We start from the raw sequence: 26,389 nt of genomic DNA on the forward strand, positions 1-26,389 counted from the left end.
GATGTAAAAAAATGAATGTTATTTGTTGGCAAGGTTTTTAATCATACCGCTAAAGACAAAGTAGTGAAAGGGAACGATGCTGTACCAATAAAGTCTTCCTGTTAAACCGCGCGGTCTAAACGTCGCTGTTTGATGAAGTATATTGTTTTCGTCTATTTTAAATTCCAACCAGGCTTCTCCTGGAAGTTTCATTTCTGCAAAAAGTAGTAAACGTTTCGCTTTTTTATCAGCCAATAGCACCCTCCAAAAGTCTAGGGCATCACCTGCGTAAATTCGGTCGGGATGGGTTCTTCCCCGTCTCAACCCAACGCCTCCAAAAAGTTTATCTAAAAATCCGCGTATTTTCCATAGCCAGTTGCCGTAATACCAACCGGTCTCCCCGCCAATACTCCAAATACGTTCTAATATTTCATCGGGATTTTCAATTTTAAGTTGTTTAACATCCTTCAAAATACCGTATTTAGGAACTTGAATATGTTTTTCCAGCGTATTGTTGAACCTTCCACTGACCATACTATCTTTCCAACTGCTGATGACCAAATTCTGTTCTATTTTTTTAAAGGCCATATCAATCGCCTCTTTGTAGGTGTGAGGTTGCATCTCAAGAATTTTCTGTAATCTGGTGTCTTTGGCAATAACTTCAATTTTCATGCTGTCGACCAAGTTCAATGCCAGTTTGTAAGAGGTAGAGGTTACGAAATATAACCAATAGGAAGATAGTTTCGGGGTCATCACGGGAACGGTCCAAATCCAGTTTTTAAACCCTCTCGCTTCGGCATATTTATGAAGCATCTCTTTATAGGTGAGCACATCGGGACCCGCAATATCAAAAGAATCATCATACGTTTCTTCATTGCCTAAAACCCCGGTAAGAAACGCAATGACATCTCGTATCGCAATGGGTTGGGTTTTGGTCAATACCCATTTTGGGGTAATCATGAAGGGTAACTTTTCACAGAGGTCTCGAATAATTTCGAAAGATGAACTGCCAGAACCGACAATAATGCCTGCTCGTAGGACCGTTAATTTAAATTTTCCTTTATAAAGGATTTCTTCTACATTTTTACGTGACCTCAAATGTTTGGAGAGATTTTCGTCGTTTACGATACCGCTTAAATAAATGACTTGTTGTATTCGGGTGTGCTTGACGTAGTCATTAAAATTGCGGGCGGTTTTGGCTTCCATATCATCAAAATCATGTGTAGAGGAACTCATGGAATGTATTAGGAAATAAGCAGCATCTATGTCCTTTGGGATGACGTCTTCTTTTACTTCCTCCAAAAAATCTATCTCTATTACATCAATTTGTGTCAAGGTCTCCTTATCAACCGAAAGGCGCGTTCCATCACGTACGGCGCACACCACTTTGTGGTCCATCTCTAAAAGCTGAGGTAAAAGGCGCATACCGATATAACCGTTTGCACCAGTGAGGAGTATTTTCATAAATCTTCTATAGAAGTTGGGGTATTGTCTGCCTTATAGCCCAGTATTTTTTTGAAAAATTTCTGAACCGCTTTTGTATCGGATGCTACTTTAATAAAGTGATGGTCTCGGTAAATGGAATAGACCGATGATTCGCCTTTGTAAAGCGTTAGTTTGTAATAGGGGATGACCAGGGCAAAGGTTTCCAATAAAGAGCGAAACCGTACAATAATTCCCTTTGGGCGTAACTCAATATTGCAGGTATCTCGATTATTATCTAAAATCAAGAGGTTTCTGATTTCTATACTCGTTTCCGTAATGATAAGTTTTGGCGAACCAATTCCGTCCATCGCCCAGCGTTCTTTAAGGGTAAAAGGTTTGCCCACATGATCATCTACTTTTCTGGTAATCTCTTTATTGTTGTAGGATACGTTTACGAGCATGTTCGCTTTCTTATGCGGTTTTTCTTAAAGTTAATCAAAAGCCCTATGAATGCCGAAACTGTTTACCTTAAAAGCCTAAAAAATGATTAATTTTGCAGGCTTAATTAAACGTTTTAATGAATATTCAGGAGGTTCTATTATACAAAGTTAAAGAAGCGGTACAATCTATCTACGGAAAGGAGTTGCCAACCGTTGAATTTCAACCTACCCGTAAAGATTTTGAGGGAGATGTTACTGTTGTGGTCTTCCCAATGTTACGGTACGTTAAGGGAAATCCTGTACAGATTGGAGAGCAGATAGGTGCTTATTTAAAAGAGCATGTAGCGGAAGTATCTGAATATAATGTGATAAAGGGGTTTTTGAACCTCGTGATCGGAGATGTGTTCTATTTGAATTTTTTCAATGAGATAAAAGAAGCGAAGAATTTTGGATTTGTGCCAGAATCAAAGGATGCGGTTATGGTGGAGTATTCATCCCCAAATACCAATAAACCATTACACCTAGGGCATATACGGAATAACCTATTAGGTTATTCCGTGGCTGAAATCTTAAAGGCAGCCGGGAAAAAGGTCTACAAGACGCAGATTATCAACGACCGTGGAATCCATATCTGTAAGAGCATGGTGGCTTGGCAGAAATTTGGGAATGCTGAGACACCCGAGCGTACGGGACTGAAAGGCGACAAATTAGTCGGTAATTACTACGTAGCCTTTGATAGGGCGTATAAAGAACAAATCGCTCAAAATATAGCCTTGGGTATTGAACCAAAAGTAGCGGAAAAGGAGGCGCCGATTTTATTGGAAGCCCAAGAAATGCTACAAAAATGGGAGGCCGGAGACCCTGAAACGGTAGCGCTTTGGAAAACCATGAACGGTTGGGTCTATGAAGGATTTGAGGTTACCTATAAAAATATGGGCGTAGATTTTGATACCTTGTATTACGAAAGTGACACCTATCTTTTAGGAAAGGATATTGTTGCGGAGGGACTTGAAAAAGAAGTATTCTTTAAAAAGGAAGATGGTAGTGTTTGGATTGATTTGACCGAAGACGGTTTGGATGAAAAAATAGTTCTCAGGTCTGATGGAACTGCGGTGTACATGACCCAAGATATTGGTACAGCTATTCAACGGGCAAAGGATTATCCAGATGTTAACGGTATGGTCTATACCGTAGGGAATGAACAGGATTACCATTTTAAAGTGCTTTTTCTAATTCTTAAAAAACTTGGATACTCATGGGCCGATAAATTATACCATCTTAGTTATGGTATGGTCGATTTACCCAGTGGTAAAATGAAGAGTAGGGAGGGGACTGTTGTCGATGCCGATGACCTTATGGCCGATATGACACAAACCGCCGCTAAAATTTCGCAAGAACTCGGTAAGTTGGAAGAATATAATGATGCGGAAAAGCAGACCTTGTATCAAATGATCGGGTTGGGAGCGTTAAAATATTACATCTTAAAGGTTGATCCAAAAAAACGGATTTTATTCGACCCCGAAGAATCGGTGGATTTTCAAGGAAATACCGGCCCGTTCATTCAATATACCTATGCCCGTATTCAATCTATTTTACGCAAGGGAGAGAGTATGGGAATTGATGTTTTAGAATCAATAGCATCAACAGACCTTCATATCAAGGAAAAGGAATTGATCAAGCAGCTACAGTTGTTCCCCGACACAATTCAATTGGCGGCTGAAAATTTTAGTCCCGCATTGATTGCCAATTACACCTATGATTTGGTGAAGGAATTCAATTCTTTCTATCAGCAGGTGTCCATTCTTGGAGAAGCAGATGAGAAGAAACGAATTTTACGGGTTCAATTATCCAAAAAAGTAGCCGAAGTTATTCAAGATGCATTTGGCTTGTTAGGTATCGAGGTTCCAGAACGTATGTAGCTTTAGAAGCGTATTCTGCAACTAGCATTTGGGCTAAAACCTAATGAGACTCGCTCAATAGTTTCAACACTGTTATCAGGTCGAAATCGGTAGCAGAGTAGATATTTAGTTCGTTTTTTCAATCTGCAAGGTTTAAAACGTACGCGCTAAATATTACATTCGCGCTTTTTCCGTTCTTAAGAATATGGTTGGTAGATGATCTACCCTAATATATTTAGATAATCGACTGCTGTCGGGGTGCTAATAATTTATTCCATTAGGGGATGGGCTTACAACAAAAAAAGTGGGCCATAGACTCAAGCTGCTACTTTTAGATTATACTATTCCGGTTCAATTTCTGCTATTGTTTGATATCCTAAATAAGAGTCTAAGAGAGATGGCTATGGCCTTTTTTAGAATATCATTTTCATGTACTGCATCCCTTAAACTTTTCTTTGGATCGGAGACTTCACGTTGCTCGTTGGTAAGTTGCAATTTTCCCTTGACCGTGAAACTATTTCTTCCATGTGCATCCTATATCCTGCGCCAACGGTTCTGTACAGGTGTAATGGTGTCCAGCTTCCTACAAATCTCAATAACGCTACCCTGTGTATAACTAAGTTTCATAGCTTTTTCCTTAAAATCTGCGGTGTAATTTCTTTTTTCATCTTGACATTTTTCAAAATTTAGTTAATCAATACGTTCACCACTTTATGTCTGGTAGGGAGTCCAAAAGCTTTTCGCACTAAACTTTAGAGAGTGATTAGAAATAGTGATACCAAGCTAAAGGTATATTTGAATTTTGGAGAGAATTTCTCCTTCGTTGAATTAACGAACGATTGGCATTTTATTTCTATCGAAGACCGAAGAATAGGGCTAAGGCATGTAATTGTTGATGGAAGCGTCACTGTAGTGATTATGGAAAAACAGCATAGTATAAACATGCAAAAATATACCGCCAGCAGTAAAGAGTTGGTCTCGTTTGGCGGTATTGATTGAGGTTTTAGTTTTGGAGTTTATGAATATGTAAACCATTTTTTGCCCCACAAGCAACTTTAGAGCATCTATTTTTAACGGGTGCTCTTTTGTTTTGTATATTTTGAGGTACTTGCTGCGTAATTAACCTCGATATTGCTAAATTTGTAACCCCTTAAAAAAGAAAAGAATGTTCGATAATTTAAGCGAAAAGCTAGATAAAGCCCTGCATGTACTTAAAGGCCATGGTCAGATTACTGAAATAAATGTAGCAGAGACTACCAAAGAGATACGTCGGGCCTTACTTGATGCAGATGTTAACTTTAAAATAGCCAAGGAGTTTACAAATAGGGTAAAGGAAAAGGCCATAGGGCAGAACGTACTGACCAACTTGCAACCTGGTCAGTTACTGGTGAAAATCGTTAAGGATGAGTTGACCGAGTTGATGGGGGGTGAATCTGAGGGAATTAATCTTTCGGGTAATCCATCGGTGATTTTGATGTCCGGTTTACAAGGTTCTGGTAAAACTACCTTCTCCGGTAAGTTGGCCAATTACCTTAAAACAAAAAAATCTAAAAATCCGTTATTGGTGGCCTGTGATGTGTACCGCCCTGCAGCCATAGACCAGTTACATGTTGTGGGTGAGCAAATAGGGGTTCCTGTGTATTCTGATAGGGAGAATACAGATCCTGTTGCCATAGCTAAAACAGGTATTGCAAAAGCAAAAGCAGACGGTCATAATGTGGTGATTATCGATACCGCAGGTCGTTTGGCTGTAGATGATAAAATGATGGCGGAGATATCCGATATCCATAAGGAAATAAAACCACAAGAAACCTTGTTCGTGGTGGATTCCATGACCGGGCAAGATGCCGTAAATACCGCTAAGGCTTTTAACGATATCCTGAATTTTGACGGTGTTGTCCTGACTAAATTGGATGGTGATACCCGTGGTGGTGCGGCCATTTCAATTAAATCGGTAGTGGATAAACCGATCAAGTTCATTGGTACTGGTGAGAAGATGGAAGCTATTGATGTCTTTTATCCTTCGCGTATGGCGGATCGTATTTTAGGAATGGGTGATGTTATTTCTCTTGTAGAACGTGCCCAAGAACAATTTGATGAAGAAGAGGCTAGGAAAATTCAGAAGAAAATCGCCAAGAATAAATTCGGTTTTGACGATTTCTTAAGCCAGATTCAGCAGATTAAGAAAATGGGGAACATGAAAGACCTTATGGGGATGATTCCCGGGGCCGGCAAAGCTCTTAAAGGTTTGGATATCGATGATGACGCCTTTAAGCATATTGAAGCTATTATCTACTCCATGACTCCAGAGGAACGATCCACGCCGGCAAAATTAGATGCCAGCAGAAAAAAACGAATTGCAAAAGGTTCGGGGCGCGAAGTTCAGGAAGTGAACCAATTATTGAAGCAGTTCGACCAAATGAGCAAAATGATGAAGATGATGCAAGGTGGTGGGGGTAAAAAGATGATGCAGATGATGGGTGCAATGAAAGGAATGCAATAACGAAAGAACAGGGTTAATTAAAAAGATAAGGATATGGAATTATTGGATGGTAAAAAAGTATCCAATCAAATAAAGGAGGAAATCAAGGCAGAAGTTGCCAAGATGAAGGAAAGAGGTGAAAAAGTACCTCATTTAGCGGCAATTATCGTGGGTAACGACGGTGCTAGTTTAACCTATGTAGGTAGTAAGGTACGTTCCTGTGAGCGTGTGGGGTTTGAATCTACCTTAGTTCAAATGCCCAGTACTACTTCTGAACAAGAGTTGCTGAAGAAAATTAAAGAGTTGAACGAGGATAGCAACATAGACGGTTTTATTGTACAATTACCTTTGCCAGAACAAATTGATACCCAAAAGGTATTATTGGCCGTAGACCCTGATAAGGATGTGGACGGATTTCATCCTACCAATTTTGGTAAAATGGCTTTGGATATGAGCACTTTTATTCCAGCCACTCCTTTCGGAATACTTGAATTACTCGAACGCTATAAAGTAGATACAAAGGGTAAGCATACGGTTGTTATCGGTCGAAGTCATATTGTAGGTAGGCCCATGAGCATTTTAATGGGAAGAAAGGGATGGCCTGGTAATTCTACAGTTACCTTGACCCATAGTCATACCAAAAATATCACACAGATTATTTCTCAAGCAGATATTGTGATTTCTGCTTTGGGAGTTCCGAATTTTCTTAAAGCTGAAATGGTAAAAGATGATGCCGTTGTAATTGATGTAGGTATTACCAGAGTTCCAGATGATACCAAAGAAAAAGGATACTATATTACCGGAGATGTCGATTTTGAAAATGTAAGTAAAAAGGCATCTTTCATTACACCTGTTCCAGGGGGAGTCGGTCCAATGACTATTGCCATGCTATTGAAGAATACGTTGCTGGCAAGGGAGAGACATAGAAATAGATAATAAAAAAGGTCCTTTTAGGACCTTTTTTATTTTTTAAATGGATTGTTGTAACATCGCCAATTAATTGTAGTCTAACTTTAACCAATGATCAAACTGAACCATATGAAGAAATCAAGAATTTTTAAAATTGGCTTGTTGTCAACTGTTATTTTCTTTGCGGCATGTAAACCGGAGACCAAAAAGACACCTGAGAAAGAGTTGACCTCGGGTGTGCTCAAAGAATATATGGACACTTCCGTAAACCCTGGTGACGACTTTACCGCATATGTTAATGGTACTTGGGTCAAGAATACCGAGATTCCTGCAGATAAATCTTCTTATGGGGTTGGATACATCGTTCACGAGGAATCTGAGGACAACGTAAAAAAGATTATTGAGGAGTCTGCTTCCGGTGATTTTGAAATAGGTTCTGACGAGCAGAAAGTAGGTAATCTTTATCAGTCTTTCATGAACATGGATAAAAGGAATGAATTAGGAGTGACGCCTTTGCAGCCTGAATTCGATAAAATAGACGCCATAAATAATTATGACCAATTGGCCACCTATTTCGCCTATGCCAATAAGTACGGTATTAATACTCCACTAGGGTTGTTTGTTTATCAGGACTTTAAAGACCCCACAATTTACACGGTATATACTTGGCAAGCTGGTTTAGGATTACCCGATAGGGATTATTATTTAAAGGATGACGAGCGGTCCAAAGAAATTAGATCAAAGTATTTAGCACATGTAGAAAAAATGTTCGATTTGGCCGGTCTTTCCAATGGAGCTGAATCCGCAAAGTCCATAATGGAGCTAGAAACGAAGATAGCTTCCAAGCAAATGGAAAAGGAAAAAACTAGGGACTTGGTAGGATTGTACAATATGATCCCTGTAGATTCACTTTCCCATATTATGCCTAAATTCAATTGGAACAATTTTCTAACGGAGGCAGGGCTAGCAGATCAGAAAAAACTAGGTGTACTCATGTTAGATTATACCAAAGCTTTGGACGGAATTATTACAGCGACAGATTTGAATACTTGGAAAACGTATTTGAAATGGAGCGCATTGGATGCCAGTGCATCTCGTTTAAACGAGGCTTTGGATAATCAAAATTGGGAGTTTTATAGTAAGGAACTGAGGGGCACCCAAGAACAGCGACCTATGTGGAGAAGAGGTGTTTCTACCGTAAACGGTACACTAGGAGAGGTAGTAGGAAAGGTATATGTGAAAAAACATTTTCCGCCAGAAGCTAAAGCCCATATGGAAACGCTTGTGGATAATTTACTTAAGGCCTATGAAGTAAGTATTAAGGAGTTGGATTGGATGAGCGAGGAAACAAAAAAAGAAGCCTTGGAGAAGTTAAGTAAGTTCACCCCAAAAATTGGATATCCCGATAAATGGAAATCTTACGATTTGGAGATAAGACCTGACGACCTTTATGGTAATCTACGTAGGTCCGCTTTAATGGAATATGATAGAGAGTTGGCAAAATTAGGTAAGCCCATAGATAAAGATGAATGGGGTATGACACCACAAACCGTCAATGCCTACTATAACCCGACCATGAACGAGATTGTATTTCCGGCAGCAATTTTGCAACCTCCCTTTTTTGATTTAAATGCAGAGGATGCGGTTAATTACGGAGCCATAGGTGCTGTTATCGGACATGAAATTGGTCATGGATTCGATGATACGGGAAGCACTTTTGACGGAGATGGTGCCATGCGAAATTGGTGGACAGATGCAGATAAAGAGGAGTTCAAAAAACGCACCGGTGCTTTGGTCGAACAATATAATAGTTTTGAAGTATTGCCAGAAGTTAATGTGAACGGCGAATTTACATTAGGTGAAAACATAGGTGATTTAGGTGGTCTTAGTATTGCGCTTAAAGCCTATGAAATGTCCCTACGTGATAAAGAATCTCCTGTGATGGATGGTTTTACGGGAGAACAAAGGGTCTTTATAGGGTATGCCCAAGCCTGGAGAAACAAGACGAGGGACGAGGCATTAAGAGTTCAAATTAATACAGACCCACACTCACCGGCCGATTTAAGGGTAAACGGCATCGTGCGAAATGTGCCAGAATTCTATAGTGCCTTCAATGTAAAACAAACCGACTCACTTTATCTGGCCCCAGAAGAGCGGGTTAAGATTTGGTAGACTTTAGAATAATATAGAATAGAAGCCTTCAATCATAGGATTGAAGGTTTTTATTTTGGCAATTCCGGCATTAAAATGGCAGTGGCTGTAGAGTCATTAGGTTTTAAGATGTCGATATCGTTACTATCATCATAATCGCAGCTCGAAACACTTATAATGAAGCTAATCATAAATAATAACGTGATTTTATTTTTCATGATGCTTTTGTTTACTACAATAATCGTTTTTATAAAAAACGTTTCAATGGTTTAAAAATTATTCTTGAGAAAGAAATAGTTGACCTTAAGGCCAAATTTTTTTTGCAAAAAGTTTTACGATTTTTAAAAACTTGAAATCACTACAAGATTTTGTAAGGGTTCTTATAGCGGCTATTGACCATTTCTAAATAAGGTTTAAGCGATTTTTAATGTAGCCATTAATTATTTTTAAGTAGCTTCGATAATTCTGGATCTGACCAAACCCTAAATATGAAATTAAATCACTTTTTTGAATCGTCGGTTGACATGCTGTGTATCGCAAACTATGAAGGATATTTCGTTAATGTAAATCCGTCATTCATAAAGTTATTGGGTTATTCTAAAGAGGAACTGTTTTCGAGAAAAATAAACGAATTCGTTTTTGAAGAAGACCGAGCTACAACGGATAAAATACGTAGTGGTATCCATAAAAATGTTCCGCTCATACATTTTCAGAATAGATATGTAAGCAAATCAGGGAGGTTGGTTTGGCTTTCTTGGAGTGCTGTACCTATAGACGACGAAAAATTAGTATATGCCATAGCAAAGGATATCACCCACGAACAGGGGCTTAAAACCGATTGGGTGAAGGAGATGACCAAACTTAAAAATGTCAATCAAGATTTGATTCGATTAAATTATACAACTTCGCATGATTTACGAGCCCCTGTGAACAATTTACTTTCTTTATTCGAACTATTGGATCTGAGTCAGATTAAAGATAAGGAAACCATAAAATTATTAAGTTATATGGAAATTTCGGCCAGAGGGGTAAAGGATGCTTTAGAAAATTATTTGGATTTAATACAAAATGCCGGTAAGAATATAAACAACTTGACTGAGATTCATTTTGAACGAATATTGCATAAAACCAAGAACACCTTAAGTTCTTTACTTAGCTGTTCAAATACTGAAATTCGTTGTGATTTTAGTAAGTGTGAGAGCGTTGTATTTGATAAGGATTATATGGAAAGTATTTTTTTGAATCTGTTCACTAATTCGGTTAAATACGCACGTCCAGGATTTCCACCACGTATTGAGTTGACTACAAAAATTAAGGAAGGTCAAAAGGAATTGATTTACCGGGATTACGGACAAGGTTTTGATATGGAAAAAAATGGGCACAAGATATTTGGCCTGCACCAACGTTTTAACGAAATTGAAGAGGGAAAAGGGGTTGGCCTCTATTTAATTCATAGTCAAATAACTTCTTTAGGGGGTAACATTTCCGTGGAAAGTGAACCAGGAAAAGGAGCTACTTTTTATCTAAATTTTCCAATATAGATTTTGTTACTGGTTAGGAAGTGAAATAGAAGATGTATTTATTTTCTTTTTACTTACTGTAAATTTTTCATTTTATAAAAGTTATGGTTTAGTGGCTGAATAATTATCTTTAAAGGATCAATAAACATCGACCATGATAAAAAAGGTATTTGGCTTGGTATTTCTGGTTTGTCTCGCAGTGGGTTGTGAGAAAGTTGTAAAACCTGTTTACGGCATTAATATAAGTTTCAGTGAGAAGGTAAGTGATCAGGCTAAAGAGGGTAGGTTGTTGTTGATGCTGTCAACAGACGACAGTGATGAGCCACGTTTCCAAATCAATGATGGTTTAAATTCCCAAATTATTTTTGGCCTCAATGTTGAAAATTGGGCGCCAGATTCCCTAATAACTTTTGATGATTCCGTTTTCGGTTATCCATACACAAGTTTAAAAGATGTACCTCCAGGGGAGTACAACGTACAGGCACTTTTAAATGTGTACGAAACCTTCGAACTTTCAACGGGGCATACCGTAAAACTTCCAATGGATAATGGCGAAGGACAGCAATGGCAGCGTTCGCCGGGTAATTTGTATAGCAAACCTTTTAAGATTAGGGTTGCAGGGAACGGGTTTCAGAACGTTTCGGTAGAAATGGATCAGATTATCGAGCCAATTGCGGAACCAGAAGATACGGAGTGGATAAAACATTTAAAGGTAAAATCTGAAAAATTATCAGAATTTTGGGGGAGGGACATATATCTAGGTGCTCACATATTACTTCCTAAAGGGTTTGACGAACATCCAGAAGCGAAATATCCTTTAATGGTATTTCATGGACATTTCCCATCTGATTTTAGTGGCTTCAGAACCACACCACCAGATCCAAAATTGAAACCCGAGTACTCAGAACGGTTTGATCTGGAAGGTTATAATATTATTGAGCAACAAGAAGCCTATGATTTTTATAAACGTTGGAACCAACCCGATTTTCCACGTTTTATCATTATAGAAATTCAACATCCTACGCCTTATTACGACGATTCCTATGCGGTTAATTCAGCTAGTCAAGGTCCTTATGGTGATGCCATTACGTACGAGTTGATTCCAGAAATAGAGAAACGGTTCAGAGGTATAGGCGAAGGATGGTCCCGTTTTCTATATGGGGGTTCTACAGGTGGCTGGGAGGCTTTGGCGGTACAGGTAAAATATCCAGAAGAATACAACGGCTGTTTTGCAGCATGTCCGGATCCTATCGATTTTAGTGCCTATACTTTGACCAATATATATGAAGATGAAAATGCCTATTATTATCCAAGTGCCCATAAGAAACTAGAGGTGCCGTCGCACCGTAATTATTTGGGTCAGATTCAATCCACCATAGTACAGGGAAATCATTTAGAGTTGGTCTTGGGAGATAAATCCAGATCGGGTCAACAATGGGATATTTGGGAAGCTACCTATTCCCCGCAAGGTGATGACGGTTATCCTGTTCGTATATGGGACAAGATGACCGGGGAGATAGATCATGATGTAGCCGAATATTGGAAGGAAAATTTTGACCTACGCCATATCATGGAACGTGACTGGGAAAAGTTGGGAGACAATCTGAAAGGTAAAATCCATATTTATTGTGGCGATATGGATAATTACTATTTGAACAACGCGGTCTATCTAATGGAAGATTTCTTGGAAAGCACAACCGACCCTTATTATGAAGGAGAAGTGTTATATGGCGACCGTGCTGAACATTGCTGGAATGGGGATCCAGAACAACCCAATGCCATTAGTCGTTTACGTTACAATAGCATGTATGTGCCTAAGATTATGGAGCGCATTGAGAAGAGTGCTCCTAAAGGGGCCGATTTGACAAGTTGGAGATATAAATAATACAAAGCAAAAAGAAGATAAATGAAATACAGAAGATTCGGTCGAACCGATTGGCAAGTAAGTGAAGTTGGATACGGCATGTGGGGCATGGCGGGGTGGACGGCAAGTGATGATGAGCAATCCGCAAAATCCTTAGACCTTGCCGTGGAAAACGGAGTTAATTTCTTTGATACCGCTTGGGGCTATGGAGAAGGCCACAGTGAAGAACTGTTGGGAGATTTAGTCAAGCGACATCCTAACACCAAAATTTATACGGCTAGTAAGATTCCGCCGAAAAATTTTCAATGGCCGGCAAAACCAGACTATCGTTTTGAGGATTCCTATCCCACGGAACATATTTTGGAGTTTACCCATAAAACGTTGAAGAACTTAAAATTGGAACAACTTGATTTGATGCAATTCCATACATGGGACGATGTTTGGGCCGATCGAGATGAATGGCAGCGCGCTGTGGAGGATTTAAAAACCTCTGGAAAAATTGCTGCGATGGGCATTAGTATGAATCGTTGGGAACCTGAAAATGGTATCAGGGCTTTAAAAACAGGACTGCTCGATGCTGTTCAAGTAATCTATAATATTTTTGACCAAGCTCCGATAGATAAGTTGTTTCCTTTATGTAAAGAAATGGATATCGCCACGATAGCAAGGGTTCCGTTCGATGAAGGTACATTGACCGGAAACCTGACAAAGGAAACTACCTTTCCAGAAGGAGATTGGAGAGGAACCTATTTTGTACCTGAAAATTTAAATGCTTCCGTAGAACATGCGGACGCTTTACGTCCGTTGATTCCTGAGGGAATGACGATGGCTGAAATGGCGCTTCGTTTTATCTTGATGAACGATGATGTTAGCACCACCATACCTGGAATGCGTAAACAACGCAACGTTTTAGCGAATACAACGACTGGTGATGGGAATGGTTTGAATAAAAAATTATATGAAGAATTGAAAAAACACAGATGGGACAGGGTTCCCACATCTTGGTCTCAGTAGTTTTGTATTTCATCTTAAAGTTCAAAAGCTAAGTGATAAACTTAGTTTTTGAACTTTATATAATTTTTTAGGACTAAAAAATTATTTCGCAAATAACTGTCCCATATCCTTAAATGCTTTAAATTCTAGTGCGTTGCCTGCCGGATCTAAAAAGAACATGGTCGCCTGTTCTCCAACTTGGCCCTTAAAGCGTATATACGGTTCAATTACGAATTTAACGCCCTTAGTCTTCAGTTCTTCGGAAAAACTTTGAAATGTATCCCAAGGCAATACAACTCCGTAATGTGGCACAGGTACATCATGGCCGTCGACCGGATTATGGTACAAGCCTTCAGTTTCGGATTTAGGTTTGTAGTGAATGACCAATTGATGTCCGAAAAGGTTGAAATCTACCCAGTGGTCACTGCTTCGTCCTTCTTCACAATTTAGGATTTCCCTATAAAAGGTTCTGCATTCGGCCAAATTATGAACAGGAATGGCAATGTGAAATGGTGATACGTTTTGCATAGTTAGTTGTTTCTTAAAGCGTTTATGAGTTCGTCTTTGTTCATTTTAGAACGCCCTTCTATTCCTATTTCTTTGGCTTGGTTGTAAAGTTCTTCCTTTGTGCGGTTTTCGTAAGTCGAAGCTTTACCACCTTTTTTACCGGCGTTTTCGGTATTTGCAATTCGGGCCGCTTTCTCTTTGCTGTATCCCTTTTCTACCAAAGCTTCATATTGTTCCTCGTTTTTGATACGAGGTCTGTCATTTGATTTTCCCATTTTTATTTTAAAAATAATCAAAAAATAAGCTTGGGGTAGATCACTCGGTCTTTTCTGTACATTATGCTTTTAAAAAAGCAATGATTTTATCGTTTATTTCATCTTGATGCATCGAATGACCAAAACCTTCAGTACTTACGAATTTACTTCCCTTCCATTGTTTATGAACAGCTTCAGATGCGTGATAGGGAGCTATCGTGTCTAAACGGTCATGAAAAAGCAGTCCTTTTTTTGAATTGTTAGCTACGAACTTTGAACTTGAGAATTCCTCGGGCTTAAATCCAAATCGATTGAAAACGTACAATTCAAGTGATTTCATTGCCCTCTTATTCAATCCTAAAAGATTTTTATAATGGGTAAGTATTTCGTGGAATTCTGATGGGGATCCGACCGTTACTATTTTTTCAATGCCTGAATTCGGATGGTTATACTCATTGAACAAAAGGGTCATTCCCCCCACCGAATGGCCGATTAAGTGTTGAGGTGCATATTCTAAAAGAATTTTCTGTAATACCGTTGCATATAAAGGAACGTAAAGGTGCGTACCGGTGGAATATCCGTGTGCGGGAGCATCAAAGGCAATGATGTTATAGCCGGCCTCTTGTAATTTTTCAATCAATTTGTGCCAGCGCCATGTATTACTTTCCCATCCATGTACCAGTAGTACAGTTTCTTTTGAGCCTTCCCAATGATAGGTTTGTATCTTATGACCTTCTAGCTCCAAAACCTTGTGCTTGGCAACGTCTAAATAGGCTTTTTGATGCGGTAGTACCCTTCCTTTTCTAACCTTGCTAAAAACAGCGAATGCCTTTTTGGCAACGGTTTTTGGAAGAAACCAAACTAGGATGTTTAAGTAAAGGCCTATTATTTTTGGGATGATTTTTTTAAGTATGGTAGACACAAATAAGTTGCTAAAGGATTGAAGCAAAAATAACTAATGCGTATTAAAATCTAATCTTCGCGATGTGCTTTTTCAATCGTAAAAGCGGGAAGGCAAATAGCAATGTACTCGCATGGTTGATCAAACGGGTTGGCATATTTGACCGTTACGTGTTTTTCTATTTTAATTGATTCCCCGGCATTTAAAATAACTTTCTTTCCGTCGATCGTAAATTCTTTTTTGCCTTTTAAAATCAAGGTATATTCCTCGAATTCCGGTCTTTGTTGTGGTTCGCTCCAGCCAGGAGGTGCTATCATGTGGGCAACACTAATTTTTGAATTACCATCAGTGGCTTGACCAAAATGTTCTTTTATGCTCTTACCGTCATTCGTAGGAACGATAAAGGGTGATTTTTGAATGGTATATTTTTTCATTGACTTTCCGCTTTTCAATAAAATTATTCCGAATTTTTATCGACCATCAACGCAAATCAATCCCAACCCATCATCATGTACTTGATTTTGGCTTTGTCCGGTATTTGTACCTCTTCGATTTTGCTGTTGGCATTGTATCGAAGACTTTCAGGAAGTTCTTTTTTGTCTATCGTAAAATAAAGGTCGCTGTCTTTTAATAGAATCACCACGTTATTCAATGAAGTAATGATTTTTTTTATGGCATAATTCTCTTTAATATCCTTGAAAGTGCTCTCTTTCGTAAGCCCTTTTTCTGTAATGAACCTACTATCGTTAATTTGTACATTTTGTATTGTAGCAATGCTGTCTCTATTTGGGGTCAAAGTGAGCAGTAGTTTTCCTCCTTTTTCAAAAATTTTTATTTTACTTGCCCCACTTCCAAAATTCAACTTCACGGTATCTTGTACCACCGAATCTTTTGCGAAAATTAGGTCGATATCTCTAGCTAGACTTTCTTTGGTCAATTGGCCTATTTGATCGCCCGATATTTGAAAATCGTTCTTTTTATCGCTTTCGCAATTCATAAAAAGGCCACAACTCAAAATTAATGGTAAAACACAATTCAATCTCATAGTTTCTATCGCATCACTTTTTTTAATATTCCTAAAACGCCCCTAATAAAGGTAGCGCTTGTCAATACTTTTATTACCGGATTCTGTCTAGTACTTTGTCCGCTTGTTCCCCTTCTTGGCGTGGAATTCTCTCTCTCTTTTTCTGCAAGTTTCTCTGCTTTTTCCATCTTCTCGTTCAAGATTTCGTAAGCACTTTCTCGGTCAACAACTTCATTGTATTTATTTACCAATGATGAGGTATCGATAAGTTGTTCCAATTCTTTATCCGTTAGAATATCCATACGGCTCATCGGCGCTCGCAGCAGGGTAGCCGCGAGTGGTGTTGGCCTACCCTTTTCATCTAAAGCGGAAATTAAAGCTTCTCCGGTGCCTAAAGATGTGAGTACTTCTTTGGTGTCATAATATTCCGATTCTGGATAGTTTTCAGCCGTAAGTTTTATCGCTTTTCTGTCCTTAGCGGTAAATGCCCTTAAGGCATGCTGCACTTTTAGACCCAACTGCGCCAGTACATCATTGGGGACATCGGTCGGGTTTTGGGTTACAAAATAGATTCCGATTCCTTTAGAACGAATCAATTTTACGATACTTTCGATTTGGTCCAATAATGCTTTAGAGGCTTCATTGAAAATGAGATGTGCCTCGTCAATGAACAAAATCAATTCTGGTTGCTCGCTATCACCCTGTTCGGGAAAGGTGGCATAAATCTCAGCCAATAAACTTAGCATAAAGGTCGAAAAGAGTTTCGGCCTGTCCTGAATATCCGTAAGTCTCAATATATTAATATACCCTCTACCTTTATCATCGATTCGGGTAAGATCGTTTACATCGAACGATTTTTCACCAAAGAATAGGTCTGCGCCTTGTTGTTCGAGTTCGATTATTTTTCTGAGGATCGTTCCTGTTGAGCTGGTGGATATTCTTCCATACTCCTTTGTGAATTCCGCTTTTCCCGGTCCGGTTGCATACTGTAAAACCTTTTTAAAATCCTTGAGGTCTAATAAAGGCATTTTTAGGTCATCACAGTATTTGAAAACTACTGCAACGATACCTTCTTGGGTTTCGGAAAGGTCTAAAATACGTGATAATAGTACGGGGCCAAATTCTGACACCGTTGCCCTTAACTTGACACCATCTTGTTCTGATAAGGATAATATTTCAACAGGAAAACTATTGGACTCAAATGGAATTCCGATTTTGGCATGGCGTTCATCGATTTTAGGATGGCCCGTACTCGGTTGTGCTAGCCCACTCAAATCACCTTTTAAGTCCATCAAAAGAACCGGTATTCCTTTTTGGGATAAGTTTTCGGCCATGACCTGTAATGTCTTGGTTTTGCCTGTGCCTGTGGCGCCGGCGATTAGACCGTGTCGGTTCAATGTCTTTAACGGAATTCTGACTAGTGCATCGGTAACCGCTTCACCATTAAGCATGGCCGCCCCCATTACAATAGAATCACCTTTGGTGGTATACCCTTGTTCGATATGGTTAAAAAAATCTTCGGTACCGGCCATATATTAATTTTTGGATAAAAATAGTGGATTTTTAAGCAAAGGAAAAGCGATGTATGACCTTTAATGCCACTTAGTTTTCAACAGCTGAAATTGATTTTGTGATGGCACTATCAGAACCGATTCAAGAACTGTTTGTCCTAAAGAATTACGAAGTAAAACGTATCTTTGCCGGATGAAAAACAGTGAGGTACTTGAGAAAGTGAATCAAGGAGTTTATTTACCCTTAATGGAAGAATTTTATACCATACAGGGGGAAGGCTTCCATAAAGGAACAGCGGCCTACTTTATTCGTGTTGGTGGTTGCGATGTGGGTTGTCACTGGTGTGATGTTAAAGAAAGTTGGAATGCGGAAACGCATCCACCGACTGATATTGAACAAATCGTTTCTAATGCAGCTACCTATTCAGACACTATTGTGATTACAGGGGGAGAACCGTTAATGTGGGATATGGGCCCATTGACGAAGGCATTAAAAGGAAGGAATCTAAAAACGCATATCGAAACTTCAGGAGCTTATACGCTAACAGGCGAATGGGATTGGATCTGTCTTTCTCCCAAAAAGAATAAATTACCTTTCGGGGAAGTTTATGATAAGGCACATGAGCTTAAAGTGATTGTCTTTAACAAACATGACCTTATTTTTGCCGAAGAACAAGCTGCAAAAACCAATTCAAATTGTATTCTCTATTTACAACCGGAATGGAGTGTTAGGGATAAAGTCGTGCCTATGATCGTGGAGTATGTGATGAAAAATCCAAAATGGAAGGTTTCGTTACAAACACATAAGTATTTGAACATACCTTAACTTACCTTTTTTAAGGTCCATCATAACACAGGAGCAAACTTAAGGTTACCGGCCTCCATTGGCTTTGATGTCCAAAATACATTCCGCATCAAGACCAAGAGTGGTCCTTGCCGTTTTTCGCTGTTCCAAAAGGTTTATAACGGTAGCTCCTGAGAGTTTACAACCCGATTTTATTCCGTCCTCGTAAATCGCTTTTGAGGATGAATGTAATGCTTTTCCGGTGGGACCGCCAAATTGTAATTCTGCGCGCATAAGACATCCAGAAACAGTACAGTGATTGTCCCCGGCCAATTCTCCATCACTATTCTCAGATTGTGATTCATGATCGTTGACCATTGGGGTACCTAAATCGACCAAGCCGAATAAATGGCCGAATTCATGGTTCAACGTAGCGGTTTCAACATCCTCATTATTGATTGAAAAACTTCTAGCGGCTAATTTTCTAATGGTAACTTCATGAATAACCATAGAAGTATTTCGGTATACGGCACCTAGCGTTACCAAACCTTCTTCCAAATCATCACCTTCTGCCGGGGCGTCGGCAAAATAGATGTAAATGGCCAAAGTACTTCCGGAATTAAAGGCCGTTCTGTTCTTTGTTTCTAGGTTTGCAATTTCCTTTAGGGTGAGTTCATCTTCCGTTGGGCTTGATAGCTCTTTATATACAACTTCTATATTTTCCTTAAAAGTGTGTTTTTTAAGGTAATCGGTGAATTGACTTATTGCTAAAGTGGTAGGCCTGAAACCAGTTACATAGCCAATCTCGATTAATAGTTTGTCATAAGTATCATTAGATAGAATGTCATTGGCAGAATCTCCTGTTGCCAATAGATTTGATTTTTTGTCCACTGCCGTGGGTGCGGAAGTTTCTTCAGAATCAGAGCTCTTGGAGCAAGAAACCGCAAAGGCCAGAATTCCAATAAAAAATATTTTTTTGAATATATACATAGCTGAAATCTATACGTTTATAACGAAAAAACCGCACCTCTATTATCTCGCAAGGGTCAATCGTGCTAAATAGTCGTAATGGTTACCTTCGAATATAAGATCGCAATTTAAATTATTATAATTTGCCGCCCGTTGAAGCGTATTGAAATCTACGTATAACCATGGGAAAGGTTCACTTTTACTATTTTTATATTCCATGGTAAAGGTCACTTCGCCATAATAGGTAATATAATCGGGAATCCAATAGCCGCCATCATCATCGGTTTCGAACATAAAAATGATATCACTTGAATCTAACAGAATTTGGCCTCCCCCATTTAATAAGGATTTTAGTTTGGTGAAGAAAACTTCAAGTCCCTTTAAACTACCGGCTAGTCCAATCCCGTTCATTAAAAGGAGTAGTGTATCGAACGTTTCGCCTTCAAAACCCATAATGGTGTCCAGAACTGTATTTTTAAGTCCTCTCTCTTGGCAAACTTTTATGGCTCCTTGCGAGGCGTCCAGCCCGGTGATCGTCATTCCTTTTTGTTGAAGGTAAAGTCCGTGGCTTCCCGCACCACAACCGATATCAAGGATCTTTCCTTTACAACTTTCAAGAGCTTTTTGCTCAATAACGGGCATCTCCGCAAAACTTCGGAACATATAGGGTAAAGGTAGCGTGTCCTCTTCGTCAAGAGACGAATAGGTGATGATATCTTCAGTATAATTTCCATTATGAAAATCTAAAAGTGCGTTGCCTAAAATATCCTGTTTCAAATTTCTTGTATTTCTAGGTGCAAAAATCCTTCTTTTTGAGGCTACTTTCCTAGTTTTGAACTCACAAAATTAGGGTATGGAAGAAGTTTTGCGTCAATTGCCCCAAAAGGCGAATGAAAAACATAGTGAGAACAAGAAGTTCTTCGCTAAACTTAGAAAGAAGCCGCCCAAGGATTTGGACTATATTATGCAAGACTTACACGAGGCCGAGTTCGAGCGTACCGATTGTCTCACCTGTGCCAATTGCTGTAAAACTACCGGACCGCTTTTCACGAATGCCGATGTGGAGCGTATTTCAAAGCATTTTAGAATGAAGCCTCAAAAGTTCATCGATACCTATTTACGGATAGATGAAGAAAATGATTTTGTGCTGCAACACGTGCCCTGTACGTTTTTGGGTACAGATAATTATTGCTCCATTTACGATGTACGCCCAAAAGCCTGCCGAGAATTTCCCCATACCGACCGTAAAAAGTTTCAGCAAATCAGTAACCTTACCTTGAAGAATGTTGCGATTTGCCCGGCAGCATTCAATATTGTTGAGGAGATGAAGAAATTGATTAAGTAGCCTTGACTAGTTTTGTTTAGGAGTATTAACTTGAATGCATTATTCGCAGAGCATTAATGAAGCTATTCGTTTGTTTCCTGCAAGCTGAAAAGGACGTAATCTAGAAATTATCAAATGGAAGAAATAAAAATAATATTTTTCATATTAGGATCCTTTTTTGGTATGGAAGATGGCAGAATTGCTGCCGATAAAACTACGGTTACGGTCTATCCTCATGACCACCAAATTGAAATCATTCAAGAAGAACTATTTGCTGTAATCCGATCACAAAAAGATAGCGCACTTGTTCTGGAACAATGGGACAAACTTTTTTATTGGAAAGAAAGAAATACCGCTTGGTCAAAAGAGTTGGATAGTTTTCCTCACAAAAGCCTCAATTTGATACCGATAAAAGATAAAATTCAACCTAATTTGATATTTAGCTATTCAGAACAAAAGGATTTACGAGCTATGGGAATCTGGTATGATAACGCAAAAAATCAATTTTCCATAAACCATATTCCCCAAGACAACATCAATACCGATGATGGAAAACTTGTAGGTAATTATTGGGTTTTTAATGGGAATAATACATTCAGTTTTACAATAGAACCTTTTTTAGGAATGCCCGAGAATTATAAAAAATCAAAAAAACCATTAAAAGAGTTATTGGCAAAAACAAAAATGAAATAAAGCCAACAGATACCGATCTATATAAGGCAAAAGCGTATTGAAATCAATGCTTTTAGTTATTAGAAAACTTTGTGCTTAACCGAAGTTTTGGGACTTCTAATTCTTACTTTTTATTCATTAAAAGTTTCACACAAGCGAATGAAAACCAAGTTACATATATTCAAAATTGTTGCTAAACATTTAAGCTTTACAAAAGCTGCCGAGCAATTGTATATTTCACAGCCTGCTATATCGAAGGCAATTAAAAATTTAGAGGAAGAATATAAAACAACGTTATTTATTCGGAAAAGAAACTCGATAGAAATGACTCTTGAAGGAAAGTCATTTCTTATTTATGTTAATAGAATCTTAGCTATCTATTCTGAAATGGATGAACAGTTTCTCCATAAGAATGAAACCTTCCCAAAACTACTGAACTTCGGTGTAAGCACAACCTTATCCAACTATATTATACCTAAAATAATTGCGAAGTTTAGAATACAATTTCCTGAAACAAAATTCAACATCATCAGCAATAATTCTGAAAATATAGAAAATTTGATTTTGAATGAGGAAATTGACTTCGGAATTACTGAAGGAAGTATATCGAATCCAAAATTACAATTTGAAAAATTTATTAAAGATGAAATTGTCCTTGTTACGAATGCTACTAATAATTCCTTTAAAAAGGGCACTATCGATATCGAAAAGTTACATATAATTCCAATGATTGAACGTGAAAAAGGATCTGGAACGAAAGAGATTATTGACACATTTCTATTTGATAATAAAATTCCAAAGCTTACATGTGTAGTGACATTGAACAGTACCGAAGCTATAAAGAATTATTTATACAACTCTAACGATTATGCACTTCTCTCGATCCATGCTATTAATGAAGATCTGTTGAATAACAAACTCAAAATTATAGACATTAAGGATCTAAGTATTGAAAGGTGGTTTTATTTTGTAAAAAGAACAGGATATCTTTCAACTACTGTAGAATATTTTGAAAAATTCCTTCGACTAAGCTATAACCTTTAGTTATCTCAAACAACCAATTAAATTGCTTGTAGGTTATTAAGTGGATTTACTTTTGTATCAAGTACTACGAAAAGATATGAAAGTTCTTTTTTCAAAAACAGTTTACTTCCTTATAATTAGTGTTGCCCTTTTAGGCATTATAAATAGTACAGCCGCCTTATTACTTGGTTTTGTCTATACACTTATTTTCAACAATCCGTTTAAAGCATACAGTCATAAAGCAATTCATTATTTTCTAAAAATTTCGGTTGTAGGGTTAGGTTTTGGAATGTTTATCAAAGAAACATTCGAAACAAGTAAAGAGGGGTTGAATTTGACGATATATTCAATATTTTTAACCGTAGCGTTAGGTTCTTTGTTAACAAGAGTTTTGAAGTTAGACTTAAAACTGGGGCATTTAATTACATCCGGAACCGCAATTTGTGGTGGAAGTGCCATTGCCGCAATTTCACCAGTAATTAGAGCTAGAAGTGAAACCATAAGTATTGCTTTAGGTATTGTATTTCTATTGAACTCCATTGCCTTGTTCGTATTTCCTGCGGTCGGCCATTTTCTAAAATTAACACAAGAACAATTTGGTTTATGGTGCGCTGTAGCTATTCACGATACAAGTTCGGTAGTCGGAGCTGCGCTAGGTTATGGAGACGAAGCCTTGAGAATAGCAACAACAGTAAAACTATCTAGAACGTTGTGGATTATTCCTTTATCAATTGTATCTATGTTTCTATTCAAAACAAAAAGAGAGAAAATAAATATTCCTTACTTTATTGTTTTGTTTATTGGTGCGATTATTATTAATAGTTGCCATATTTTACCTGAACCAGCTACTCATTTTATAGTATTAATGGCTAAACGATTATTGATAATAACATTGTTCATTGTGGGCTCTACCATTTCTATGAAAGATTTGAAATCCACAGGAATAAAACCCATTATATTGGCACTTACGGTGTGGATTTTTATTTCAATATTTTCATTACTCTATATTTTAAACTAAAGCATTCTACAATTACTGTATATAATTGATTGGTAATATAGTACTTACGAAAATTTAAACGGATTTTCTCTTTAGTTTCAATTTGCTACATTAGTTGATCAAACACACAACAAAATCATTCAAAAACCAGTGAAAATCTAAAAAAAGATAATGCCATTCCTTAAATTATTACATCTATAAAAATGAACACTTACCTCAAAATAAGGCGCTCTACAGTGTTAGTTTTTATTATATTTCTTCAGGTATGTTCACTATATGCGCAAACTTCACTAAAAGAAATAGACTTAAATATTGGAGAATATGCTGTTGGTTTTAGGCATTATACGGTTGTCGATAGTACAAGAATTTATAAAATTGAAAATGACTTTAATAATCGGTTAGTTCACAGACCAATACCGGTTAGCATATGGTACCCGGCCATGATTGGGTACAAAAATTTAGAGCAGTTAACGGTTCTGGATTATTTGCAGGTTTTAAAAGAAGAGGAAGAATCGAAAAATTTGCCGAACGAGTTATTGCTAGATTGGTTTCCTGAATTAGGTGAGACACCACAAAATAGAGCTCATTTGACTGAAAAAGTAAATGCTTTTTCCAATGCCCGCTTTTTAAAAGAAAAATTTCCGGTTGTAGTTTATGCACCAAGCTATCAAGCCTCATCCATCGAAAATTTTGCATTATTCGAATATCTAGCAAGTAATGGTTTTGTAGTGATATCAAGTCCTTCAAGAGGAACGGATACAAAATGGCTAGAAGGTGGAACCACAAAAGATATGGAAACACAGTCGAGAGATGTTGAACTTCTTTTAAGTGAAATTCACAAATATGAACAAATAGATTCCAGTAGAATAGCCCTGACGGGATTTAGTTTTGGCGGACTGGCAACTGCTATTACGGTCATGAAAAATAAGAGTATACGCGCACTGGTGAGCTTAGATGGAACGGAAAGATATAATTACGCAGTCCTGGAAAAATCACCTTACTTTGATTTGGATAGGTTTGATATCCCTTACATCCATTTTGCGCAAAAAGATATTCCGAAAGAAGTGCTTGTTAGTGATAAAATACCTGCCAAGTTGAACTATACGTTTCAATTGTACGATTCTTTAAGGTACAGCAATGCCTACAGTTACAAACTTCACGATTTAACTCATTCCCATTTCAGTACTATTGGTGTTTTGTTTGCATTTAGAGACAAAAGACAAGATAAAAATGACGCTAAAATTATGGCTTCTTACAAACTATTATGTGAACACACCTTACAATTTTTAAGTGGGACTTTGAAAAATGAGGAGAGCGCAATGGAATTCATTGAAAATAGTCCTAATAAGAACAATATTCCCGAAACCTTGGTTTCGAAAAAAATGAAAAAATCAATTGTGAAAGGGTTCGATTCAAATGTTTTTATAGATTTGGCACTCAATCAGGGTTTTCAAGGTTTAATTCCACTATACGAAGAAACAATAATTGAACATCCAACGCTTCGGCTTGAAGAGGGTATGTTGAACAATCTTGGCCTTCGGTTAGCCTTTAACGCTGGAAAGATGGAACAAGGTATCAACGTCTTTTTATTGGCTGTACATATCTATCCGGAATCTGCAAATTTATATGATAGTTTAGCCCTAGCTTATTTTTACAATAAGGATATTAAAAACGCAATTGCCAACTACAAGAAATCGTTGGAGTTAAATCCTGAAAACCAGAATGCAATTGATAGGCTTAAAGAATTGGAGAAATAAAGCCAGCTATTAGTACCATAAAACCTACTTAAAAAGTTTGCTTGAACTTTCAATTCAGTTTGTATTTATTAAATTAGGTATCAGAACAGAACTGCTAACCAAACTTTCTGTGAAAAGCTTTAATTCTGTTCAAAATTAAATCGATAACTCGTACGTTTATCACATGGAGCAATTGATGTCCTATTTCGAAACTATCCCTGCCGTGCACCGGTCGCTCATATTAGTTGGAGGCATCACTTTTTTTTGGATTTTGGAAGGCATTGTTCCCTTGTTCAATGTCGGTTATAACAAATGGAAACATTCCTTACCCAATTTCTTTTTTACGGTAACGACCATCATCGTTAATTTTCCGTTGGCATTTTTACTTTTAAAAACATCGGATTGGGCTGTAACCAATGATTTCGGAATCATTAACTGGATGCCCACCATGCCAGTATGGACCTATGTTTTTTTAGGAATCGCTTTATTGGATTTAATAGGTGCTTATATTGCACATTTAGTTGAGCATAAAGTAAAGCCTCTATGGATGGTGCATTTGGTGCATCATACGGATCATTATGTGGACACGACAACGGCGAATAGACATCATCCTTTAGAAAGCTTGATCCGTTATATTTTTACTTTGATAGGCGTATTTGTTGTCGGAGCGCCTATCGGAATCATCATGTTGTATCAAAGCCTATCCGTAGTGCTTTCCCAATTTAATCATGCCAATATTAAGTTGCCAAAAAGTATCGATAAAGCCTTGAGTTGGATCTTGGTTTCTCCAGATATGCATAAGGTGCACCACCATTATGTATTGCCCTATACCGATAGTAATTATGGCAATATTTTCTCTTGGTGGGATCGCCTGTTCGGCACCTATATGTATTTGGATCGTGAGGCAATTGTTTACGGCGTAGATACGTTTCCCGATGCGGTTGAAAATGCAAAGATAAATTCGCTATTAAAATACCCCTTTGTTAAATATCGGAAACCTACCACCGTTGAGGTCACGGAGTGATG

Annotated in this window: 26 protein-coding genes; 15 read left to right on the forward strand and 11 right to left on the reverse strand. The window is 38.0% G+C overall.

All coding sequences use genetic code 11. From position 1 onward, the window contains the following. Positions 1-18: 18 nt before the first annotated feature. Complete coding sequence (locus tag ACNR9Q_RS07115) at positions 19-1,443, reverse strand: SDR family oxidoreductase (protein WP_419213912.1); 1,425 nt, start codon at positions 1,441-1,443, stop codon at positions 19-21. Then, positions 1,440-1,865, reverse strand: a complete 426-nt coding sequence (locus ACNR9Q_RS07120; RefSeq protein WP_419213913.1) for a hypothetical protein — start codon at positions 1,863-1,865, stop codon at positions 1,440-1,442. The genes ACNR9Q_RS07115 and ACNR9Q_RS07120 overlap by 4 nt, the downstream gene beginning before the upstream one ends. 116 nt (positions 1,866-1,981) lie before the next feature. On the opposite strand from ACNR9Q_RS07120, the gene argS reads away from it, so the two are divergent. The 5 genes from argS to ACNR9Q_RS07145 all read left to right on the forward strand — a co-directional run bounded on the left by argS (position 1,982) and on the right by ACNR9Q_RS07145 (position 9,305). Beyond that, positions 1,982-3,763: an arginine--tRNA ligase gene (gene argS / locus ACNR9Q_RS07125; RefSeq protein WP_419213914.1), complete on the forward strand. Its 1,782-nt coding sequence runs from the start codon at positions 1,982-1,984 to the stop codon at positions 3,761-3,763. 738 nt (positions 3,764-4,501) lie between these two features. Beyond that, positions 4,502-4,741, forward strand: a complete 240-nt coding sequence (locus ACNR9Q_RS07130) for a hypothetical protein (RefSeq protein WP_419213915.1) — start codon at positions 4,502-4,504, stop codon at positions 4,739-4,741. A 166-nt stretch (positions 4,742-4,907) separates the two neighbouring features. Beyond that, the gene (gene ffh, locus ACNR9Q_RS07135; protein ID WP_419213916.1) at positions 4,908-6,245 is read left to right on the forward strand and encodes a signal recognition particle protein; all 1,338 of its coding nucleotides are present in this window, start codon (positions 4,908-4,910) and stop codon (positions 6,243-6,245) included. 33 nt (positions 6,246-6,278) lie between these two features. Then, positions 6,279-7,160 (forward strand): bifunctional 5,10-methylenetetrahydrofolate dehydrogenase/5,10-methenyltetrahydrofolate cyclohydrolase, encoded by an 882-nt coding sequence (locus ACNR9Q_RS07140; protein WP_419213917.1) that lies wholly within the window; start codon positions 6,279-6,281, stop codon positions 7,158-7,160. A gap of 102 nt (positions 7,161-7,262) precedes the next feature. Continuing rightward, positions 7,263-9,305, forward strand: a complete 2,043-nt coding sequence (locus tag ACNR9Q_RS07145; protein WP_419213918.1) for a M13 family metallopeptidase — start codon at positions 7,263-7,265, stop codon at positions 9,303-9,305. A 50-nt stretch (positions 9,306-9,355) separates the two neighbouring features. Here ACNR9Q_RS07145 and ACNR9Q_RS07150 read toward each other — a convergent pair whose 3' ends face one another. Further along, positions 9,356-9,502 carry a hypothetical protein gene (locus tag ACNR9Q_RS07150; RefSeq protein ID WP_419213919.1) on the reverse strand — a complete coding sequence of 49 codons (147 nt, stop codon included), beginning with the start codon at positions 9,500-9,502 and terminating at the stop codon, positions 9,356-9,358. Between the two features lie 270 nt (positions 9,503-9,772). On the opposite strand from ACNR9Q_RS07150, the gene ACNR9Q_RS07155 reads away from it, so the two are divergent. The 3 genes from ACNR9Q_RS07155 (at position 9,773) to ACNR9Q_RS07165 (ending at position 13,682) form a co-directional block, all read left to right on the forward strand. Continuing rightward, a complete protein-coding gene (locus ACNR9Q_RS07155) occupies positions 9,773-10,825 on the forward strand; it encodes a sensor histidine kinase (RefSeq protein WP_419213920.1) in 1,053 nt (350 codons plus the stop codon). A gap of 133 nt (positions 10,826-10,958) precedes the next feature. Next, positions 10,959-12,689, forward strand: a complete 1,731-nt coding sequence (locus ACNR9Q_RS07160) for an alpha/beta hydrolase-fold protein (protein ID WP_419213921.1) — start codon at positions 10,959-10,961, stop codon at positions 12,687-12,689. A 21-nt stretch (positions 12,690-12,710) separates the two neighbouring features. Then, the gene (locus tag ACNR9Q_RS07165) at positions 12,711-13,682 is read left to right on the forward strand and encodes an aldo/keto reductase (RefSeq protein ID WP_419213922.1); all 972 of its coding nucleotides are present in this window, start codon (positions 12,711-12,713) and stop codon (positions 13,680-13,682) included. An 81-nt stretch (positions 13,683-13,763) separates the two neighbouring features. On the opposite strand, the gene ACNR9Q_RS07170 is transcribed toward ACNR9Q_RS07165, so the two are convergent. The 6 genes from ACNR9Q_RS07170 to ACNR9Q_RS07195 all read right to left on the reverse strand — a co-directional run bounded on the left by ACNR9Q_RS07170 (position 13,764) and on the right by ACNR9Q_RS07195 (position 17,879). Continuing rightward, complete coding sequence (locus tag ACNR9Q_RS07170) at positions 13,764-14,189, reverse strand: VOC family protein (RefSeq protein WP_419213923.1); 426 nt, start codon at positions 14,187-14,189, stop codon at positions 13,764-13,766. A 2-nt stretch (positions 14,190-14,191) separates the two neighbouring features. Then, positions 14,192-14,443: a DUF7218 family protein gene (locus ACNR9Q_RS07175; protein WP_419213924.1), complete on the reverse strand. Its 252-nt coding sequence runs from the start codon at positions 14,441-14,443 to the stop codon at positions 14,192-14,194. A 61-nt stretch (positions 14,444-14,504) separates the two neighbouring features. After that, on the reverse strand, positions 14,505-15,344 hold the full coding sequence (locus tag ACNR9Q_RS07180; RefSeq protein WP_419213925.1) for an alpha/beta fold hydrolase: 840 nt from the start codon (positions 15,342-15,344) through the stop codon (positions 14,505-14,507). A 50-nt stretch (positions 15,345-15,394) separates the two neighbouring features. After that, a complete protein-coding gene (locus ACNR9Q_RS07185; protein WP_419213926.1) occupies positions 15,395-15,757 on the reverse strand; it encodes a cupin domain-containing protein in 363 nt (120 codons plus the stop codon). Positions 15,758-15,813: 56 nt separating this feature from the next. Next, positions 15,814-16,320, reverse strand: a complete 507-nt coding sequence (locus ACNR9Q_RS07190) for a hypothetical protein (RefSeq protein ID WP_419213927.1) — start codon at positions 16,318-16,320, stop codon at positions 15,814-15,816. A gap of 53 nt (positions 16,321-16,373) precedes the next feature. Continuing rightward, positions 16,374-17,879, reverse strand: coding sequence for a helicase HerA-like domain-containing protein (locus tag ACNR9Q_RS07195; protein WP_419213928.1), 1,506 nt, complete (start codon positions 17,877-17,879; stop codon positions 16,374-16,376). Positions 17,880-18,051: 172 nt separating this feature from the next. On the opposite strand from ACNR9Q_RS07195, the gene ACNR9Q_RS07200 reads away from it, so the two are divergent. Next, entirely contained in the window at positions 18,052-18,684 is a 633-nt protein-coding gene (locus ACNR9Q_RS07200; RefSeq protein ID WP_419213929.1) for a 7-carboxy-7-deazaguanine synthase QueE, read from the forward strand. A gap of 45 nt (positions 18,685-18,729) precedes the next feature. Here the strand turns inward: ACNR9Q_RS07200 and ACNR9Q_RS07205 are convergent, their stop codons facing one another. Next, entirely contained in the window at positions 18,730-19,632 is a 903-nt protein-coding gene (locus tag ACNR9Q_RS07205; RefSeq protein ID WP_419213930.1) for a hypothetical protein, read from the reverse strand. Between the two features lie 42 nt (positions 19,633-19,674). Continuing rightward, positions 19,675-20,388 (reverse strand): class I SAM-dependent methyltransferase, encoded by a 714-nt coding sequence (locus ACNR9Q_RS07210; protein ID WP_419213931.1) that lies wholly within the window; start codon positions 20,386-20,388, stop codon positions 19,675-19,677. 76 nt (positions 20,389-20,464) lie between these two features. On the opposite strand from ACNR9Q_RS07210, the gene ACNR9Q_RS07215 reads away from it, so the two are divergent. From ACNR9Q_RS07215 to ACNR9Q_RS07240, 6 genes are all read left to right on the forward strand, one after another. Next, positions 20,465-20,956, forward strand: a complete 492-nt coding sequence (locus ACNR9Q_RS07215) for a YkgJ family cysteine cluster protein (RefSeq protein WP_419213932.1) — start codon at positions 20,465-20,467, stop codon at positions 20,954-20,956. 114 nt (positions 20,957-21,070) lie between these two features. After that, entirely contained in the window at positions 21,071-21,628 is a 558-nt protein-coding gene (locus tag ACNR9Q_RS07220) for a hypothetical protein (protein ID WP_419213933.1), read from the forward strand. A 138-nt stretch (positions 21,629-21,766) separates the two neighbouring features. Beyond that, complete coding sequence (locus ACNR9Q_RS07225) at positions 21,767-22,651, forward strand: LysR substrate-binding domain-containing protein (protein WP_419213934.1); 885 nt, start codon at positions 21,767-21,769, stop codon at positions 22,649-22,651. Positions 22,652-22,727: 76 nt separating this feature from the next. Then, positions 22,728-23,648 carry a YeiH family protein gene (locus ACNR9Q_RS07230; protein ID WP_419213935.1) on the forward strand — a complete coding sequence of 307 codons (921 nt, stop codon included), beginning with the start codon at positions 22,728-22,730 and terminating at the stop codon, positions 23,646-23,648. Positions 23,649-23,863: 215 nt separating this feature from the next. Further along, positions 23,864-25,384, forward strand: coding sequence for a prolyl oligopeptidase family serine peptidase (locus ACNR9Q_RS07235; protein ID WP_419213936.1), 1,521 nt, complete (start codon positions 23,864-23,866; stop codon positions 25,382-25,384). A gap of 163 nt (positions 25,385-25,547) precedes the next feature. After that, positions 25,548-26,387 (forward strand): sterol desaturase family protein, encoded by an 840-nt coding sequence (locus ACNR9Q_RS07240; protein WP_419213937.1) that lies wholly within the window; start codon positions 25,548-25,550, stop codon positions 26,385-26,387. The last annotated feature ends 2 nt before the right edge of the window (positions 26,388-26,389 follow it).

Source organism: Maribacter sp. X9 (assembly GCF_048537565.1).
Classification (GTDB): domain Bacteria; phylum Bacteroidota; class Bacteroidia; order Flavobacteriales; family Flavobacteriaceae; genus Maribacter.

Coding starts and splice junctions, on each gene's coding strand:
- ACNR9Q_RS07160 (WP_419213921.1), top strand. CDS start 10,959: ATGATAAAAAAGGTATTTGGCTTGGTATTTCTGGTTTGTCTCGCAGTG.
- ACNR9Q_RS07145 (WP_419213918.1), top strand. CDS start 7,263: ATGAAGAAATCAAGAATTTTTAAAATTGGCTTGTTGTCAACTGTTATT.
- ACNR9Q_RS07165 (WP_419213922.1), top strand. CDS start 12,711: ATGAAATACAGAAGATTCGGTCGAACCGATTGGCAAGTAAGTGAAGTT.
- argS (WP_419213914.1), top strand. CDS start 1,982: ATGAATATTCAGGAGGTTCTATTATACAAAGTTAAAGAAGCGGTACAA.
- ACNR9Q_RS07215 (WP_419213932.1), top strand. CDS start 20,465: ATGGAAGAAGTTTTGCGTCAATTGCCCCAAAAGGCGAATGAAAAACAT.
- ACNR9Q_RS07185 (WP_419213926.1), bottom strand. CDS start 15,757: ATGAAAAAATATACCATTCAAAAATCACCCTTTATCGTTCCTACGAAT.
- ACNR9Q_RS07230 (WP_419213935.1), top strand. CDS start 22,728: ATGAAAGTTCTTTTTTCAAAAACAGTTTACTTCCTTATAATTAGTGTT.
- ACNR9Q_RS07200 (WP_419213929.1), top strand. CDS start 18,052: ATGAAAAACAGTGAGGTACTTGAGAAAGTGAATCAAGGAGTTTATTTA.
- ACNR9Q_RS07240 (WP_419213937.1), top strand. CDS start 25,548: ATGGAGCAATTGATGTCCTATTTCGAAACTATCCCTGCCGTGCACCGG.
- ACNR9Q_RS07155 (WP_419213920.1), top strand. CDS start 9,773: ATGAAATTAAATCACTTTTTTGAATCGTCGGTTGACATGCTGTGTATC.
- ACNR9Q_RS07205 (WP_419213930.1), bottom strand. CDS start 19,632: ATGTATATATTCAAAAAAATATTTTTTATTGGAATTCTGGCCTTTGCG.
- ACNR9Q_RS07115 (WP_419213912.1), bottom strand. CDS start 1,443: ATGAAAATACTCCTCACTGGTGCAAACGGTTATATCGGTATGCGCCTT.
- ACNR9Q_RS07120 (WP_419213913.1), bottom strand. CDS start 1,865: ATGCTCGTAAACGTATCCTACAACAATAAAGAGATTACCAGAAAAGTA.
- ffh (WP_419213916.1), top strand. CDS start 4,908: ATGTTCGATAATTTAAGCGAAAAGCTAGATAAAGCCCTGCATGTACTT.
- ACNR9Q_RS07175 (WP_419213924.1), bottom strand. CDS start 14,443: ATGGGAAAATCAAATGACAGACCTCGTATCAAAAACGAGGAACAATAT.
- ACNR9Q_RS07220 (WP_419213933.1), top strand. CDS start 21,071: ATGGAAGAAATAAAAATAATATTTTTCATATTAGGATCCTTTTTTGGT.
- ACNR9Q_RS07170 (WP_419213923.1), bottom strand. CDS start 14,189: ATGCAAAACGTATCACCATTTCACATTGCCATTCCTGTTCATAATTTG.
- ACNR9Q_RS07190 (WP_419213927.1), bottom strand. CDS start 16,320: ATGAATTGCGAAAGCGATAAAAAGAACGATTTTCAAATATCGGGCGAT.
- ACNR9Q_RS07195 (WP_419213928.1), bottom strand. CDS start 17,879: ATGGCCGGTACCGAAGATTTTTTTAACCATATCGAACAAGGGTATACC.
- ACNR9Q_RS07225 (WP_419213934.1), top strand. CDS start 21,767: ATGAAAACCAAGTTACATATATTCAAAATTGTTGCTAAACATTTAAGC.
- ACNR9Q_RS07140 (WP_419213917.1), top strand. CDS start 6,279: ATGGAATTATTGGATGGTAAAAAAGTATCCAATCAAATAAAGGAGGAA.
- ACNR9Q_RS07150 (WP_419213919.1), bottom strand. CDS start 9,502: ATGAAAAATAAAATCACGTTATTATTTATGATTAGCTTCATTATAAGT.